Source organism: Heliomicrobium modesticaldum Ice1 (assembly GCF_000019165.1).
Lineage (GTDB): Bacteria > Bacillota > Desulfitobacteriia > Heliobacteriales > Heliobacteriaceae > Heliomicrobium > Heliomicrobium modesticaldum.
The window spans coordinates 227,501-244,989 of record NC_010337.2; the positions used below are offsets into that span (position 1 = coordinate 227,501).

The following is a 17,489-nucleotide window of genomic DNA, read 5'->3' on the forward strand; positions in this document are numbered from 1 at the left end:
ACCTTAGGCATCAGACTGGCGATGGCCTTCAGGCAATCATCGCCCTGAATATGGCCGTATGTATCGTTATAGGGCTTGAACCAGTCGATATCAAAGAGGATCAGCGATATCGGCGTACCGTTGCGGATCGCTCTTTTCCACTCCGACGCCAGGTACTCGTCAAAGCGGCGCCGGTTGGCCAGGCCGGTCAGACCGTCGAGGGAGGACAGGTTTTGCAGCTTGCGCACCGCTTCCTCCAGTTCTGCCGTCACTCGGAGCAATTCCTCTTCCCGCTCCTTCCGCCGATCCATTTCCGTTTTCAAGGCAAGGGCCGAACGGATGCGCGCCAGCAATTCCCGTTTTTTGACAGGCTTCATGATATAGTCCATGGCGCCGGCGGCAAAGGCTCGGTCCAGGTCCTCTATGTTCGTCAGCGCCGTCACCATGATGACAGGGACGTCCCGCCACGCCGCATCAGACTTGATTTGTTGGCACAGTTCGATGCCATCGATTCCCGGCATAATCACATCCAGCAGGATCAGATCGATCGAGGGTCTGTCTTGAAGGTGAGCGAGTGCTTCCTGAGCCGACGCAGTCGCATACACCTCAAAGCCATCAGATGCCAGGACAGCCTGCAAATACAACCGGGTGTCCTCGGCATCATCAATGATCAAAATCCCCAATTTGCATTCCTCCCCATCACATCGGCAAGACATCGCGAAAATCTCATCGCATCTTTCTCTCATTGCCTTCGCAAAACCCTATCCCTGCCCCTCACCGCTGTTCGAGCGGCCCGAAAAACGATACAGCGCTTCCAGAAGGGTCTTCTTCTTGATCGGTTTCGTCAAGTGGTCATTGCACCCGGCCTCGAGGCTGCGTTCCATGTCTTCGCGCATCGCATTGGCCGTCAGTGCAATCACAGGCGTTTGCAGACGCCCTTTCCGTCGCTCCCATTGCCGGATCTCCCGCGTAGCTGTGATCCCGTCCATCACAGGCATCTGGATGTCCATCAAGACCACATCGTATTGCCCGGTTTTAAACTTATCGACGGCCACTTGTCCGTTTTCAGCCACATCGATTTCAACAGGTTCCGACCTTAGATAGGTCTGAATCAACAAGCAGTTGTCTTCTGCGTCTTCGACGAGAAGGATACGCAGGACGCCCAAAGGCGTCAGGGTTCCTTCATGACCTCGTTGAGGTTCTTGTTTTTTCGGGCACCTTTCCAAAACAGACAATACCGTTTTGAGCAGATCATTGCGTTTAACCGGCTTGACCAGATAAGCAGCCAACCCTAACTGCTTGATCCGCTGGATATCGTCGTTCCGATTATCGGAAGTGACCATCAAGACAGTCGCCTCACAGAATTCAACCTCAGCCTGAATCCGTTCGGCCACCTGGAATCCGTCCATCTCCGGCATCCGGCAGTCCAGCAGCACCAGTTGGTACGGCAGTCCCTGCGCCTTGGCCCGCTTCATCTCGGCGATGCCCTCAGCGCCTCCCGAAGCCTCGACCGGCACAACCCCCCAGGATTTCACCGTTTCCCGCAGGATGATCCGGTTCGTCTCATTGTCATCGATGATCAACACCCGGATCCCGCGCAACGCTTCCACCGGCAGGCTCATCTCCTCTATCGGATCGGCTTGCCCGAAACGAGCTGTAAAATAAAAGGTGCTGCCTTTTCCGAGTTCGCTTTCGACCCAAATCCGACCTTTCATCATTTCTACAAGGTAACGGGATATCGTCAATCCCAGTCCCGTGCCGCCATAGCGACGGGTCGTCGATGAATCGGCCTGGCTGAACCGTTCAAAAATAACTTCTTTTTTGTCGGCTGCGATGCCGATCCCCGTATCAGACACGGCAAAACGAATCGCACCGGCCTCACCGGGCTGATCGGGGTCGCGCTCCACCTGGAGCACAATCTCGCCTCGTTCCGTAAATTTCACGGCATTGCCCATCAGGTTGATCAGGATCTGTTGCAAACGCCCTGGATCGCCGACAACCTGGGACGGCACACCGGGGAAGATGTGACAGACCAGTTCCAGACCCTTTTTATGGGCTCGAACCGCCATCAACTCAGCCGTCTTTTCCACCAACTCGACGAGGTTGAACTGCGTCAACTGCAGCTCCATGCGACCGCTCTCCACCTTCGACAAGTCCAGGATGTCATTGATCAGGTAGAGCAGGGTGTCGCCGGCGCCGCGGCAGATACGCACATATTCGGCCTGTTCCGGCGTCAACTGCGTTTCGCCGAGCAGTTCTGTCATGCCAAGGATGGCGTTCATCGGCGTGCGGATCTCGTGGCTCATGTTGGCCAAAAAGTCGGATTTGGCTTCGTTTGCGCGCCGCAGTTCCTGCACATGATCATCGATCATTTCAGCCATCCGATTAAAGGTTTGGCTCAGTTCCTTGAGTTCAATCGGCACGTTGGGGCTTTCCGGCAGATCGATGCGGTAGCTGTAGTTTTTCTGCTGCATATGGCGGGAGCCTTCGATCAGCTTGTCAATAGGTTTGCGGATCCGGTTGGACACGGCGACGGTGAGCGGCACAGACAGGAGCAGCAGGATGAGAGATAGGCCGATCATGGTGCCCATCTGATGATAATAGGGGGTCATCGCCTCCGCCTCCGACACCTCTCCGATGATCACCCAGTTCTGCTGCTGCATCCGCTGGAAGGCGCCAAGCACTTTTTTCCCCTGGTAGTTGAGATAGATGGCAGTTCCCGATTTTCCCTTCAACGCCTGCTGAAAGGCTTGACTGTCCACCTTGACCTGCAAGGGGGTGGATCCATCAATGATCCCGCGCTTCACCAGTTCCGGGCCAAAGCGGGATTGGGTGATCATGAGCCCCTTGGCGTTGACGAGATAAGTCTCGCCTGTTTCCCCGGAGCGGAACCGGCTCATGACTGCCTCCAAAGTGGTCAATTCGACTGATGCGAAAAGGACGCCTCGAAATTGATTATCCAGGCCGTAGACAGGCGCAGAGATAATCACCAAAGGTCGACCCGAGTTGCGGCCGATGATCACGTCAGTGATAAAATCTTTGCCATTTTGTCCCGCTCGAAAGTAATCCCTGTCAGAAAGGTTGATCTGCCCGGTCCGCCCAGCCGTATCCACTTCGTTGAAGCCGTCGCGATTGACGAAGGCCATGTTAGTGAATTGCCTATGCTGATTGAGAAAGCTGCGGAAGACGGCTTCCATCTCCTGATGGTCGCCTGTCCGCAGCACCTTCATTTGGGCTAAGGCTTTCACATCATCTCGGCAGTTTTCGAACCATTCATCGATGGCAATGCGCTGGATGGTGATGGCCTGTTCCAACTGTTCGAATTCTTCCCGCTGAATATGCTGAATCTCAAAGACGAGGAAGTTTCCCGTCAATAGGATGGTGGGCATGAGGACGAGCAGTATCCCCCACCAGTTCAGCTGCGCTTTCAGCGTCCCCAGACGAAATAGGCTGCTGCTCCGCTCAGTCCGATTGATTAGATTCGTCGCCACAATCTTCTCCTCTTCTGCTTCTCGTTCGGCGTCGCCTAGGGGTTCACAGTAGGGAAACCGCTGTCTCGGATCAGACGAAGACAGGCGCAAGCCCGATCGCATTCACGTTCCAAGGCCGCCTGAATGGCATACGCTTCTGCCAAGGCGCCGTCTTTGGCATACTGCTCTATTTGACGGCTTAACTCAGCCACCTTGTAAATGCCCAACATGGCGCTGCTTGACTTGAGGCTGTGGGCGCTTTGCCGGGCCTCTGCCGAAGAACCGGTCGCAAATGCTTCCGCCAGGGCCTTGATTCTTTTCGGTGTCTCTTTGAGATAAATCTCGACAAGGCGGACGAAAAGCTCTCTGCTCTCCTTGGGGTCTACATCTTTCAGCAGCGATATCACTGCCTTTCTGTCGATGACCTCTTCATCACAAAGTCGTTCCAAAGACATGGCTATCTCCTCCCCGACCCCTGGAAAAACCCTACAATAAGTACCTGTCATTCGCCGTATAGATTTCTTTCCAATCGTACAGAATCCTGCCACTGCTGTCTGCCCCGATGAGAAAAACATAACAAAAAAAAGCGGTCCGAAGCGCCTACGCCTCTGATCGCTTTTTTATGGCCCTGTCTATGTCATCTTCTTTAGGGTCGCCTTCGATGGGGCTGCCGCTCAGTTTGCTCGGGCGGTCAATTTCTCCATCTCATCGAGGAGTTCCCGGAAGACAGAGAGCGCCTTTTCGATAGGCTCAGCCGTCCCCATGTCCACACCGGCCCGCTTGAGCAGTTCCAGCGGGTAATCGGAGCCGCCGCTCTTGAGGAAGGTCAGGTAGCGCTCGACGGCCGGCTGCCCTTCGGCGAGGATCTGGGCGGAGAGGGCCGTGGCGGCGGAAAAACCGGTGGCGTACTTGTAGACGTAGAAGTTGTTGTAGAAGTGAGGGATGCGCGCCCACTCGATGTCGATGTCATCGTCCACGATGATGTCGGGGCCATAGTAATCGACGTTGAGACGGTGGTAGATCTGCTTCAGTTCCTGCAAGGTGAGGGCCTCCGCCGCCTCGATCTTAGCGTGGACGATCTTTTCAAACTCGGCGAACATGGTCTGCCGGTACAGGGTGCCGCGGAACTGTTCCAGGTAATGGTTGATCAGGTAGAGGCGGCGGCTCTTGTCCTGCTCTCTTTCCAGCAGGTGGCGGATCAACAGTGTCTCGTTGACAGTGGAGGCCACTTCAGCAACGAAGATGGTGTACGCCGAGTAGATGTAGGGCTGTTCCTTGTGGGAGTAGTAGGAGTGCAGCGCATGGCCCATCTCATGGGCCAGGGTGAAGACATCGTCTAGCCGATCCTGGTAGTTGAGCAACACGTAAGGATGGGTCCCGTAAGGACCCCAGGAGTAGGCACCGCTCGTCTTCCCCTTGTTCTCGTAGACATCGATCCAACCAGTCTTGAAGGACTCGTCCAGGACACGTCCGTAGTCGTCGCCTAAGGGTTCTAGGCCTTGTTTGACCATCTCCAAGGCCTCCTTATAGGTGACTTTCCAGTCCACATCGGCCACCATGGGCACATAGAGGTCGTACATATGCAGCTGGTCTACGCCGAGGAGCTTCTTGCGCAGGCGCACATAACGGTGCATGGCGTCGTTGTGTTTGCGAACGGTCCCGATCAGGTTGTCGTAAACGTCTTTTGGCACATTGTCACCGAAGAGCGCCGCTTCCAAAGCCGAGGGGTAGCGGCGGACGCGGGAGAAAAAGACATCCCGCTTGATAGCGGATGTGAAGGTGGCTGCCAGGGTGTTTTCCAGCTTCTTATAGGTTCCATAGAGGCCGTAAAAGGCCTCCTTGCGAACGCGCCGGTCTTTGCTCTCCATCAGTTGACCGTAGCGGCCGTGGGTGATCTCCACCTCGCGACCCTCTTCGTCGCGGATGGTGGGAAAGGTCAAGTCGGCGTTGTTCAGCATGGTAAAAATCTGCCCCGGTGACTGGCCCAGTTCGCTGGCCTGGGCGAGAATGGCCTCCTCGTCGGCTGTCAGCACATGGGCTTTCTGGCGCTTCAGATCGTCCAATAAGAAGCGGTATAGGGCGAGGCCCTGCTCTTCTTTCTGGAAACGCTGCAGGATGTCATCAGGGATCGCCAGGATCTCAGGGGTAATGAAGGATGTCTCCCCGGCGGCCCGGGCGTTCAGGGCGACGGCGCGGTCGGTCAATGCCTGGTAGGTGGGATTGGTATTGTCTTCATCTCGGCGCATGCGGGCATAGGTGAAGATCTTTTCTAGCCCTTTGCCGAGTTCGTCCTGAAGCTGCAAAACCGCCAGAAGATTGGCGCTCTTCTCCTGAAGCTTACCTTTCAAGGCCGTTATCTTGTCCAGCAAGGCCGGTACAGCCTGAAAATCCTTCTCCCAGGCGTCGTCTGTGGGGTAGATGTCCTCCAACTTCCACTTGAATTCGGCTGAGATGTCCTGGCGCTTGGGCAGCGCTTTTTCTTTTTCCATGGGTCGTCTCTCCTCTTTCTCGGAACATCCAGTATATTATAGCGTATCCTTGTCATCCCTATCCGCTTCTCATCGACAAAGCTCCCCCTGGACGAACCATGGAGGAGCTGCATACGAAAGGATCTTAATGAGCGTCCGTTTTGAACTTGCGCACCGATTGGCTCAACTGGGCGGCCATGGCGCTGATCTGTTCACTGGCCGCCGCCAGGTTCTCCATCGTGGCGGCGGCCTCTTCACTCGATGCGGCCATGTGGGTGGCAATCTGGGACGTCCTCTCGATCACTTTGGCCACTTCGTCGATCAGCTGTAGGATCTTATCGGAGCTGGTCACCTCTTCGTCGGTGATCTCGACGATGCGCGCCACTTCTTTGCTGGACAGTTCCACCGCTTGCAGGATCTGTTCAAGCACTTCGCCCGAGTGTCTCACAGCAGCGACGCCCTGTTGCACATCCTCGCGACTCCGCTGGGTCGCCTGAACGGCATCGGCTGTTCGCGACTGAACTTTTTCGAGGATGGCCGAAACCTCCGCCGCCCCCTGTGTCGATTGCTCGGCCAGCTTGCGCACCTCATCGGCGACGACAGCAAAACCTCGGCCATGCTCACCGGCCCGCGCTGCTTCGATGGCCGCGTTCAAGGCCAGCAGGTTGGTCTGCGTGGCGATCGATGTGATCGTGTCGGTGATGGAGCTGATCTGCTGGGTGTACTCGTTCAAGTTCGTGATGATCCCTTCGATCTCCTGAGACCGGTTTTGGATGTTGGTCATATCAACCATGGTCTCATGGACAGTAGCCTTGCCTTTTCTCGCCTGCGCCAGCGTCAACTGCGACTTCTCATCGACGACCAGAGCGGCCTGACGGGCGATCTGGATGAGTGAGGCCAGTTCGACTAAGACCTGGGAGACCTGGACGATCGATTGACTGCCCAGTTCGGCATCTCTGGCCATCTGTTCCATATGCTTGCTCATGTCGGAGATCGTCGCGTTGATCTCGGCGTTGGAGGCGGCCAATTCCTGGGAGGAAGCGGCGAGTTCATCAGAGGACTTGCGCACCGCTCCTACCACCTGGGATTGGCTCTCCACCATGATATTGAAGGCTTTGGCCAATCCCGCCATCTCATCCTTCGCTTTTATCTTTGCCCGAACCGTCAGATTGCCGGCGGCGCCGTGAGCCATGGCCGCCCGCAACTGCTTGATCGTGGCAACCAGTTCTTTGGAATAAATGGTCGCCACCGTCCCGGCCAGGATGACCAGCGCCATGGTGACACCGGCGATGAGAACAAGCATGTTCGAGAACCGACTGGCGTATTCATCTTGATCGATGGTGCTCAGGAGCAACAAGGGCAGGCCGGGAACGGCCGTATAGGCGGTAGTGTAGGTGTCTCTATCTACGGGGTGCGTCAACGTGCCAGCGCTTTGGGCAGCCTTCGCAGGGATCTGCTCCAGTCCGTTCGTCATTTTGCTGATGTCCAACTCCCAGACCTTGGACGAATCGGGGTGTGCCAGGACCAGCCCTTTTTCGTTAGTGATATAGTTGTATCCCGTCTGTCCGATAGGGCTCTCGATGATCGGCTGGGCGATCCGGTTAAACTCGACGGCCATCGCCAGGATGCCCGCCGGTTCGGCCTCTCCTTGATGGCTTCTGATGGGAGTGGAAACGACGACGACAGGTCGTTTGGTGATCGGCGATTGGATGACTTGGGACACATAAGACTGTCCGCCTATAGACGGCTGAAAAAAGTCGAAGCTGCGCACGTCGGTACCTATGCTGGAACCGCCCACTGCATCGGCATAGATCAACCCGTTGCGGCCGGTGATGAAGATGTTTTCGTACAAGCCTTGATCAGCCCTATAGACGTCCTGCAAAAAGCGTGAAAGGGCGGAAACCTGCAGACTTGCTCCCTGATTGGCCCCGTTCACCGCTTCCATGATCAGGCCTTCCTGACTGATGATCCTGCCCTTGTTTTGGGTTTCCTTAAAAATGGTCTCGATCAGCCGGACTTGGTTCTGAAGGTGTTCCGTCAGCCGCTGCTCCTGATTGGCGATCATCTCCGAACGGACCTGCCAGTACATCAGCGCCAGCGAAATGAGCACAGGAACTAGGGTGATCAAAAGGGAAAAAAAGACCATCTTCTTCAAAAGGCTTTTTTGCATATCCGTTCCTTTCTCCATAGAAAGATATTCCTGCATTGAAACGTCTGGATCATCGACCCGTGACGAGACAGTTGCCCGTCCCCGCCAGAGGAATCTCCACAGGTTACCCTATGTCATTGTAGACAGGGTTAGAAATACTCTTGAAATAACCATTCGGCAATTATCGATAAATCCCTGCAAAAAATTTCAACGATATGGTTGAGGAAATGCTAAATCCCCCGTTGCTCAACAACGGGGGACGACCAATGAACGGATCAGGTTCCCAGATAAGCCGACAAAGGCGGCACGACCTGCTTCTTGCGGGAGATGACGCCGGGAAGATAGGCCGACTGCTCCTGGATGGTCACGCCGAAAGCTTTTTCGACAGGCTCCTTCTTCTCGCCGGCCACCAACAACCGCGTCCCTTCCTTGATGATGTCGGTCAGCATGAGCAAGGCCAGATCAAGGCCCTTTTTCTTGCGGATCGACTCCATCTCTTCAAGCAGGGTCGCCTGCATGCGGGTGACGCCGTCGTAATCCATCGTCTCCACCTGGCCGATGCCCAGTTTGAGGGGCCCCAGGTGGAACTCTTTAAAGTCTTGGAAGATGATCTCTTCCGGCGTCCGGCCTTCCAAAGAGGAACCGGCCGTGAAGAGTTTGAGACCGAAATCCTGCAGGTCGATACCGGCGATCTTGGCCAGTTTCTCAGCAGTCCGCCGGTCGCGGGCAGTGCAGGTGGGGCTCTTGAAGAGCACCGTATCGGAGAGGATGGCCGCCGTCATCAAACCGGCGATCTCCTTCGGCGGCTCGATCCCGTTCTCTTCATACATCGCGGCGATGATGGTGCTCGTGCAACCGACCGGTTCGCCCCGGAAGTAGATCGGTTCTCCCGTCTGAACATCGCCGATACGGTGATGGTCGATCACCTCGAGGACCTGGGCCTGGTCGAGACCGGCCACGGCCTGGCTCTTTTCATTATGGTCGACGAGGATGACCTGTTTGCGCTGAAGCGCCAGCAGGTGATAGCGAGAGATGACACCGAGCAGTTTCTTCTCATGGTCGATAACGGGGTAGTTGCGAAAGCGCGTCTCCAGCATGACCTTGCGGGCATCGTCAGCAAACTCGTCAGGCTGGAAGCAGACCATATCCTGGTGCATGATCGTGCTGACGGGCGCGCTGAGGCCCAGGAGTCGGGCGGCGTTGAAGGTGTCGTAGGGCACCGTGAGCACAGGAATGCCCTTTTGACGGGCTAACCTCTCCACCCGTTCGCTGATGCTGAGACCGCCGGTGACGATCAGGCAGCCGGCACCAGCCTCCAGCGCCGCCAACTGGGCGTTCTCCCGGTCACCGGTGACGACCGTATCGCCTTCGCCGATGCGCTGGACCATCGTCTCCACATGCATGGCGCCGATGATCGCCTTGCCGCGCAGTTTCATATCCAAAGGCGCCGGGACGAGGAATCGGCCGCCCATGGTGCGCAGGATGCCGCCGATGGTGAGGCCCATCCGGTCAAGGTCGTTCAACTCATCCAGGTTCAGGTAGCGCTGGGCGATGTCGCCGAGGGTGATGATGCCGAGGAGGCGGTTGCGCTCATCGACGACCGGCAGGGACTTGATGTTTTTGTCGCGGGCCAAGATACCCACCTCGCGGATGGGCGTGTCCGGCGAGATGGCCACCGGCGCCTGACCGCCGAGCATGTCGGCCACACGGGAGCGCACGTCGCAGATGACGCGGGGCGCTTCGACGTTGAAGTAGCGGAGGACAAAGTCTGTTTCCGGTTTGAGATTGCCGCAGCGGGCGGCTATGTACTCGCGGCCGGTCAGCTTCTCCTTGAGGTAGGCGTAGCTGATGGCCGAACAGATCGAATCGGTATCGGGGCTGCGATGCCCGATGACAATGACACCCATGGTTCCTAAGGTTCCCCCTGTCGCTATGTTTTTTTCTCCGCTTTGACAAGTCGGTTGGCTACTTTTTTGCGTTTCAGCCGGACGAAATCGCGCGATCCCCAGCGGCTCAGTTCGTCATCCTCGTGGATGCTGAGGGTGACGTTGTGGATGTTCGGGTAGATCACCTTGAGCCGGCGCTGGATCTCTTCTTTCACATCTTCCGCCTGGCCAACCGACCAGGTTTCCGGCAGTTCGATCGTGCCGTCCACATCGAGATAAGCGCCTTCCCGCACCACATCCAGGTCGTAGAGGTCTTCGACGCCCTGCACATCCATGATCGTCTCGGCGATCTCATCGACCACCTCTTCCGGCGCTGTGTAGCCGATCAGCCCCTTGACATTCTCCCAGGCAACGGAGACGGCGATGCCGAGCAGCAACAGCCCGATGACCAGGCCTGCCAGGCCGTCGCCCCAGGGGACGATGCCGAACTGGGTCGCCGTCAGGCCGGCCATGGCCACCAGGATGGCGACCGAGGCGAGCAGGTCTTCGAAAAAGACGAGCCGCGTCTCTGGCGAAGCCAGGTGGTATTTCTGCAGAGACAGCCGGAAGAGGGCGAACCCCTCCGCTTCTACCTCTGCCTCACGGGCAATGTCCTTCATGGCCGTCACCAGCACGATCCCGTCAACGGCGAGGGAAACGGCGAGGACGAACAGGTTCCAGTAAAAACCCGTCGGCAAGTGCGGGTTCAGCATCGCCGCATAACCGGACGAGATGGCTTTGACGGCGTTGTAGGTCATGAAGATAGCCACAAAGAGCACGATCAGGTTGGAGAGGCGTCCAAAACCGTTGGGGAAACTGGCAGTCGGTTTGCGAGAGGCAAAGACGGAACCGGCGAAGACCGCCGCCTGGGCGCAGCCATCGTTGAAACTGTGAATCGCCTCGGCCTGCATGGCCGATGACCCGGTCCATTGATAGGCCAGGAATTTTACGGCCGCGAGGAAATAGTTCCCCATGGCGCTCTTCAGCGACGTATAATTAGCTTCTCTCAGCATGGCGATGGCGCGTCTGGGCACGTCGACCTAACTCCTTATGGATTCTCGAATGCCGAAACCCGACAAGGGTTATTGTATCCGATGCGGTCATGGGATGCCAGTGTCCGAAGCGACGAAGCGATCAGTTTTTCTACTGATCGCTCCTTTGCAGGCTTTTGGATAGGCGCCGGAATGATCAATGATTGACTTGGACGAGGCGAAGCTCCGCGCGCACCGCCTCCAGGCCCTCCACATCGCTTTTCGAAAGCCGGTAATACCGGTAGGCGCCGGTGATGTCAGCCGTTTCGATCAGCCCCGTCTTTTTCTCCAGGTATACGGTCAGTGTATTCCCCTGCCTGATCATGGCGGTCACCTGGGGCGGGTTGGAACTGGAACTGGCGAATCCGATCAGAGCGATGAGCGCCTGGCTGGCAAAATCGATCCCATCGGTGGATAAGACAGGCATGTCCAGCGTCGTGTCGCGCCACTGCTCAGCGAAGGTCCGCGCCTCCGCCTCGTTGCGGATCAGGACGGCTTGCCGGGGAGTGCTCCACTTGCCGTAATCGGTCCGTCCGTGCAGTGTGAAGGGGATTGAATCGCCTCGGGGCGACAGCTTTCCTGCCACACGGTTGACGATGACTGCCGCCTGCGCCCGCGTGACCGTCGCCTTGGGTTTAAAATACCCCTCTTCATCGCCTTTGATGAACCCGACGGCCGATGCGGCGCCCACGCTTTCCCGGTACGCCGGTTCAATGGCGCCGGCGTCAGAAAAGGGGATTGCCTTAAGGGGAGACGTGGCGTCGACGTTGCCCCCTTTATGCCGGTAAGCAGCCCAGACCCACTCGGCCATCACCTCGCGGGTCAGTTCTTCTTCAGGATGAAAGGCCTTGTCGGGAAGGGCCAAAAAGGTATGGGCCGCCTGGATCAGGTCGCCGGCATACCAGGCGTCGCCGGGCACATCGGCGGCCACATCGCGGACATCGGGCGCTTTGATGAAGACCACCTGAAATTCGAAGACCCGCACCAGCAGAGAGACAAACTCCGCCCGGCTCATGGCTTTTTCGGGATGAAAGAGTCCTTGTTCATCGCCGCGGATCCATCCGCGGGCAACCATTTCCGCGATCTGCGCCTCGGCCCAATGACCGCGGGCGTCAGCGGGAACAGACGTCTTCTCACCGGCCCAGGCCGGGGACGCTGTGATCATGGGCAAGACAGCCGGCGCGACGGCGCCTGAGAAAAAGACAACTCCTGCCAGCAGCAGCGCGCCGGCTTTTGGACCTACCCTGTATTTCATCGATGATCGCCTCCAGAGACTAGACGCAGCAGTATAAAAATAAGTTGCAGATTTTACAAAAAAAACAGGGAGGAACCATCCCCCCTGCAAAAATATGCTGTTCTCGTTCAGTCCCAGTCCCGCGTGGCCAGAATCCGCACATCCTCGATCCGGATATGGGGGCCCTCAGCTTTTTCCAGGACCATGTTGACCAGTCCCGTATGGTTGAGGCTCATCATGCAAAAACCGGGCAAAAAGGTCATCCGGCAGCCGAGCGTCGGCTCTTTGCGGATCGCCGTGGCAATCCCTTCAAAACCGATCATATGATAAGCCGATACATCTTTTACCTCCTGCTGACCGTCGCGGGCAAACTTGGGACCGACCACCCAGGTGGTCAGCAACCCGGTGAGCGGATCGGCATCGATCACCCGCAGCACATGAGGGATGGGGCAGCCAGCGCCCATGGGCCGGCCCAACACCAGATCGCCCTCGCGGATCTCCAATTTCTCTACCAGGTCGCCGCGGAAAGGGAGGACGATCTTGCGCGCCGATATCTCGCCGGGCAAGGGCTGCAAGACAAAATCATAGCGATGGCCGAGAACATCCCCTTCCGGATAGTCGGCTTCCATTTCCCAGTCGGCGGCGGCGCGGGCGTGCTTCTCATCATAGAAGGGGCAGTCCTCATAAGTTTTTTCCTGCCCATGGACGGCGCGGATGAAGGAGCGGCAGCTATGCTCACCGCAGAGGCCGCAGTTTTTCCCCGGTGGCAACCAAGAGCGGTTCATGTCATTCACCCCGATACAAGTAATCGGCGATCTGGCCGTCCAATTTCTTGATCACACCGAAGTGGTGCTTCCACCCGATCTCCTTCTTGCCGATGCAGATGGTGCAGGTGCCGATGGGCGGGCTGCCTTTGAGCACCAGGTTGTGCTTGTCGATCTCCTCCGATTTGGCGATCAACTGGTAGAGACGGTTCAACGATGTCCCTTGCAGCGCATTCGTCTCCATGAGGACGATGTGGGGATGGACCTCTTTGATCTTCTGGATGAAGACCTCCCGCTCGGCCTGGCTGACGAGGTCGATCTTGGTGACGACGGCGATATCGGCCAGGGCGACCATGGCGCCCATCTTCTCCGGCGCATGGATGCCGGAGATGGAACTGAGCACAATGACGCCCAACCCCTGGTTCAGGTAGGGAGAGCAACGCAGGCAGAGGCCGGCACTTTCGACGATAAAAAGGTCCGCTTCATTTTTTTCCGCCCACTCGATGGCGTCGCCGAGGACCATGACGCCGGCGTGGTCGGGACAGAGATCGCCCGAGTAGACCTTTTTCGTCAGGATATTGAATTCGCGCTGGAGTTCAATGTCCTCAAAGGCTTTGACAACGTCGATCTTCAGATAGGCGATCTTCATCTCATCTTTGAAGCGTCGCACGATCTGTTTGGTCAGCGCTGTCTTGCCTGCTGAAGGGGGACCGGCAATCACCAGCAGTTTCATTTATTCATCACCTGCTCACCCAAAATTGACGCTGATCAGTTCTTTTGTGATGATATCGCCGGCCCGAATTTTTTCCCGGATGATGCCGACCCGCTTATCCAGTTCGATCAGGTTCTGCGCCGCCCGCACCTCCGACTCGTTCTGATCGATGACCTTGCGCACGGCGCCGTTGCTCATGATCACCCGTTTCTGCGTCAACAGGGCGATGACCGGATCGTGGGTGACGAAGATGACGATCTTGCCGGTGTTTTGGATCAACCGGACGACCTCCTGCTTGAAGATGCCGGCGTTCTCAATCTCGTCGAGGAGGATGATCGGCGCGGCGCCGATCAATAGGGCGTCGGCGATCATCAGCGACCGGGTCTGCCCGCCCGAGAGGATGGTCACCTTAGTCTCTTTCCGGATCCGCTCACCTGTGAACTTGTTGGCCAACTCGATCGTCTTGTCGATGATGCCCCGCTCGTTGATCCTCCTGGCGCGGGCATGGATTTCGAGAAACTCTTCTGCCGTGAGGTCGGTAAAGCATTTCGTGTTCTGGGTGATCATGGCGATCGGTTTCATGGCAGGGTTGTAGCGGAGTTCTTCCGGCGGTTCACCACCGTTGATCAAAACATGCCGCCGCGTTGACGTGTCCCCTTGCGCCAGCAACTCGATGTCGGTGATGAAGGCGGTTTTGCCGCTGCCTGTGGGCCCGACGATGGACAAGGTCTCACCCGCTTTAAGGGTGATGCCGGAAAAGTTCTCCAGACCCCCCGTCTTATCTCGACCTGGAAGAACCATGATTTCCTGGATCATAACACCTCTCCTCTTCCAAGTAGTTGCGGCCTGGCAGACGTTGCGAACAGAACCGGGGTGTCAACCGGCCTTTCACCGTTCACTTTATGCCTTCCTTCCGACAAGAGCGACCTTTCCCGGCAGCGGTACATTTTTACAGCGGAGCCCGATCCCCCTTGACGCCCCACCCCGCCGCCCGGCAGGATAGCCTGCCCACGTTGCTGGCCGTCGACCTCACCTCAGCCAGCAAGGAGATGCTGTTGACGGATATAGTCTATGTCTCTTGATCGTTTGCGCGGCCAGAGGCGGCAAACGATTCGTCGCCAACCGTTCAGGGCCTTCTTCCGGTGACCGATGACAAAAAACGTCCCTGCCGAAAGACGGCAGAGACGTTCCATGTTACAGCATGACGGTAAGTCCGGCTTCTGCTTTTTCCGCTATCCCCCGACGACGGCTTCCACCTGAGCGGTGATCTCCTCCAGGGCGCGTTCATCAGGGATGTACTGCGCTTTCACCGGTTTTAGCATATCGAAGCCGGCTGCTTTTAGCGCCTCCTCGATCTGGGCGACACCCTGACCGCCCCAACCGTAAGAGCCGAAGGCGAGGCCTACGCGTTGCTTCGGCGCCAGGCCTTTCAGGTAGGTCAAAAAGGCAGCCACACTGGGCAGCATGTTGTTGTTGAGGGTGGGCGAACCGACACAGACGTATTTGGCGGTGATCAACTCGGTCATGATGTCAGACATATGGTTGCTGTCCAGGTTCACCATCTTCGAGTCGATGCCCTTGTGCTCGAAGGCGCGCTGGATGGCGTAGGCGATCTTTTTCGTCGACTCCCACATGGTGTCGTAGATGATCAACGCCTTCTCCTCCGTATAGTTGGCGGCCCACTTGCCGTACTCCTCCAGGATTTCAGGGACGTGGGAACGCCAGAGCAGGCCGTGGCTGGTGGCGATGAGGTCGATCTCGAGGCCGGCAAGGGCCTGGAGGGCGTTCTGCACCTGGGCGCCATAAGGAAGGACGATATTGGCGTAGTATTTTTTCGCCTCTTCCATGATCAGGTGATAAGAAAACTGATCATCGAAGCGCTCCATGGAGGCGATGTGCTGACCAAAGGCGTCATTGGAAAAGAGGATCTTCTCTTCAGGCATGTAGGCGACCATGTTATCGGGCCAGTGCACCATCTGGGTGAGCACAAAGGAGAGGTTGCGCTTTCCCAGGCTGAGCCTGTCCCCCGTCTTGACGACCTGCATGGGCCAATCGCGCTTGTAATGGGCCTTCAACCCCCGCTGGCCGTTGGGCGATGTGATGATGGTCGCATTGGGGGCCAGTTCCATGAGCCGAGTAATGCCGCCGGAATGGTCCATCTCCACGTGGTTACAGATGATATAGTCGATCTTCGACGGATCGACGACATGGGCGATGCGGTCCAACATCTCTTCGACGAGATAGGCTTTGACCGTATCGACGAGGGTGATCTTCTCGTCCATGATCAGATAGGCGTTATAGGATGAACCCCGTTGGGTGAGGTAGCCGTGAAAATCACGGAGGTCCCAGTCGACGGCGCCCACCCAGTAGATATCGTCCTTGACTTTGACGGGTCGCATATATCCGCTCCTCCCTCGGCGCATCGATGTCAACGAAAGGCCATGATGCTGCCTGGATTAATTGTGCCTCAAAAAAGAAACTGTGTCAATCAGTAATAGTTACTGTTTATTTTATCTGTGAGCAGACCGGCGTCTCTACCGGACCGACTGGGCGATGCGAACCGCCTCCTCTTCCGGGAGAATGCCCGTCAGTGTATAGAATGTCTTGTCACGGCGCCATTCGATGCGGAGCAGCCCCTTGGCAAAGAGGACCAGTTTCCCCGGCGCGCCGGCGATATCGACGTCGCGCTGAGCCTGAACTTCCCCTTCCTCAGGCGGCAAAGGCGCGGCGGAAAGAGTCAGGCGGAAATAATGCGGCGCTGGCCCGATATAGCGAAGCGACGTGGAGGCGGCAGGCTCCCCCTGCTCCCTCTGTTTGGACGCCAAGAGGGTGTACCCGGGCGGAAGATAGGTGACAACAGGTCCCGGCTGATTGTGTGCTGACGTGATGGAGACGGGTGAAGTATCTGCAGCGTTTGAATGGGCGCCGTCGGCTGGAACCGGAAGGGCCAGGGCGAGCGGCTGCTCTTCTTTGGGGAATGAAGCGATATCCTTCCACGAAGGTTTTGCCGCGGCCACCCTTTCCCTCGCCCTTCCCGGCGGCGTCATCTCTACCGGCTCAGGGCTGGCGGTGACGGGCGCCGCTTGTCCGGTGAAGGCAAGGGCGTTTTCCGAAGTAGTCGCGGAACGCTCCGATACAGAAGCAGAACTATCCGATACAGTCGCAGAATTCTCCGATACAGCTGCAGAACGCTCCGATACAGTCGCAGAATTCTCCGATACAGCTGCAGAACGCTCCGATACAGTCGCAGAATTCTCCGATACAGCTGCAGAACGCTCCGATACAGTCGCAGAACTTTCCGAGACGGTGGCGCCGCCGGCAACAGGCGGCGGCGCGGCAGAGGAAGATTGCTCTACCATAAAGGCGGGCGCACTCGCTTTGTCGAGTGCGCTATTTCCAACAATGCCGGCGGTTCTCATCCCTGTTGTCATGAAACCGACGCCTTGAAAAGACAAGACGCCCCCCACCACCAAAACCGCCGCAGCGACAGCCGCCCGGCGCAAATAGAGCAGAGCAAGCCGCCGCTTCGACTTTGGCTGTTCCAGCAGCGACTCTTCTGACGGCGGCGCTTCCACCCGTGGCTTTTCCAGCCGGTGCTGCCGGAACTGTGCAGACACCTGCTCCCGCCGTTTTTGCTCCAAGCGGGCCCAGGATTCCTCCAGGGGCGGAACGGGGGCTTCCGTCACCATCTTGCGGACAGTCTTTTCAATTTGCCGAGCCAGAAACCGCTCAGACAGTGTGTTCATGCAGTTTCAAC

General features: G+C 57.3%; 13 protein-coding genes (1 of these 13 cut by a window edge). All 13 read right to left on the bottom strand.

Translation table 11 applies throughout. The features are described 5' to 3' along the window. Positions 1 to 662, bottom strand: the 5' portion of a protein-coding gene (locus HM1_RS01030; RefSeq protein WP_012281384.1) for a diguanylate cyclase. 313 nt of this gene lie to the left of the window's left edge; only the first 662 of its 975 coding nucleotides appear in the window; its start codon is at positions 660 to 662; its stop codon lies off the left edge, out of view. A gap of 78 nt (positions 663 to 740) precedes the next feature. Continuing rightward, complete coding sequence (locus HM1_RS14265) at positions 741 to 3,470, bottom strand: response regulator (RefSeq protein ID WP_012281385.1); 2,730 nt, start codon at positions 3,468 to 3,470, stop codon at positions 741 to 743. Between the two features lie 35 nt (positions 3,471 to 3,505). Next, positions 3,506 to 3,904: an Hpt domain-containing protein gene (locus HM1_RS01040; protein ID WP_012281386.1), complete on the bottom strand. Its 399-nt coding sequence runs from the start codon at positions 3,902 to 3,904 to the stop codon at positions 3,506 to 3,508. Between the two features lie 219 nt (positions 3,905 to 4,123). Next, a complete protein-coding gene (pepF, locus tag HM1_RS01045; protein ID WP_012281387.1) occupies positions 4,124 to 5,938 on the bottom strand; it encodes an oligoendopeptidase F in 1,815 nt (604 codons plus the stop codon). A 124-nt stretch (positions 5,939 to 6,062) separates the two neighbouring features. Beyond that, positions 6,063 to 8,105: a methyl-accepting chemotaxis protein gene (locus tag HM1_RS14270; RefSeq protein WP_012281388.1), complete on the bottom strand. Its 2,043-nt coding sequence runs from the start codon at positions 8,103 to 8,105 to the stop codon at positions 6,063 to 6,065. Between the two features lie 236 nt (positions 8,106 to 8,341). Beyond that, on the bottom strand, positions 8,342 to 9,973 hold the full coding sequence (locus HM1_RS01055; protein WP_012281389.1) for a putative manganese-dependent inorganic diphosphatase: 1,632 nt from the start codon (positions 9,971 to 9,973) through the stop codon (positions 8,342 to 8,344). A 23-nt stretch (positions 9,974 to 9,996) separates the two neighbouring features. After that, a complete protein-coding gene (locus HM1_RS01060; protein ID WP_012281390.1) occupies positions 9,997 to 11,025 on the bottom strand; it encodes a cation diffusion facilitator family transporter in 1,029 nt (342 codons plus the stop codon). Between the two features lie 154 nt (positions 11,026 to 11,179). Continuing rightward, complete coding sequence (locus HM1_RS01065; RefSeq protein ID WP_012281391.1) at positions 11,180 to 12,277, bottom strand: S-layer homology domain-containing protein; 1,098 nt, start codon at positions 12,275 to 12,277, stop codon at positions 11,180 to 11,182. A 107-nt stretch (positions 12,278 to 12,384) separates the two neighbouring features. Then, entirely contained in the window at positions 12,385 to 13,041 is a 657-nt protein-coding gene (locus tag HM1_RS01070; protein ID WP_012281392.1) for a (Fe-S)-binding protein, read from the bottom strand. Position 13,042: 1 nt separating this feature from the next. Beyond that, positions 13,043 to 13,753: a GTP-binding protein gene (locus tag HM1_RS01075; RefSeq protein WP_012281393.1), complete on the bottom strand. Its 711-nt coding sequence runs from the start codon at positions 13,751 to 13,753 to the stop codon at positions 13,043 to 13,045. Between the two features lie 15 nt (positions 13,754 to 13,768). Then, positions 13,769 to 14,548, bottom strand: coding sequence for an ATP-binding cassette domain-containing protein (locus HM1_RS01080; protein ID WP_012281394.1), 780 nt, complete (start codon positions 14,546 to 14,548; stop codon positions 13,769 to 13,771). Positions 14,549 to 14,964: 416 nt separating this feature from the next. Then, positions 14,965 to 16,131 carry an FprA family A-type flavoprotein gene (locus HM1_RS01085; protein WP_012281396.1) on the bottom strand — a complete coding sequence of 389 codons (1,167 nt, stop codon included), beginning with the start codon at positions 16,129 to 16,131 and terminating at the stop codon, positions 14,965 to 14,967. 135 nt (positions 16,132 to 16,266) lie between these two features. Continuing rightward, positions 16,267 to 17,478: a DUF4367 domain-containing protein gene (locus HM1_RS01090; protein WP_012281397.1), complete on the bottom strand. Its 1,212-nt coding sequence runs from the start codon at positions 17,476 to 17,478 to the stop codon at positions 16,267 to 16,269. Positions 17,479 to 17,489: the final 11 nt, after the last annotated feature.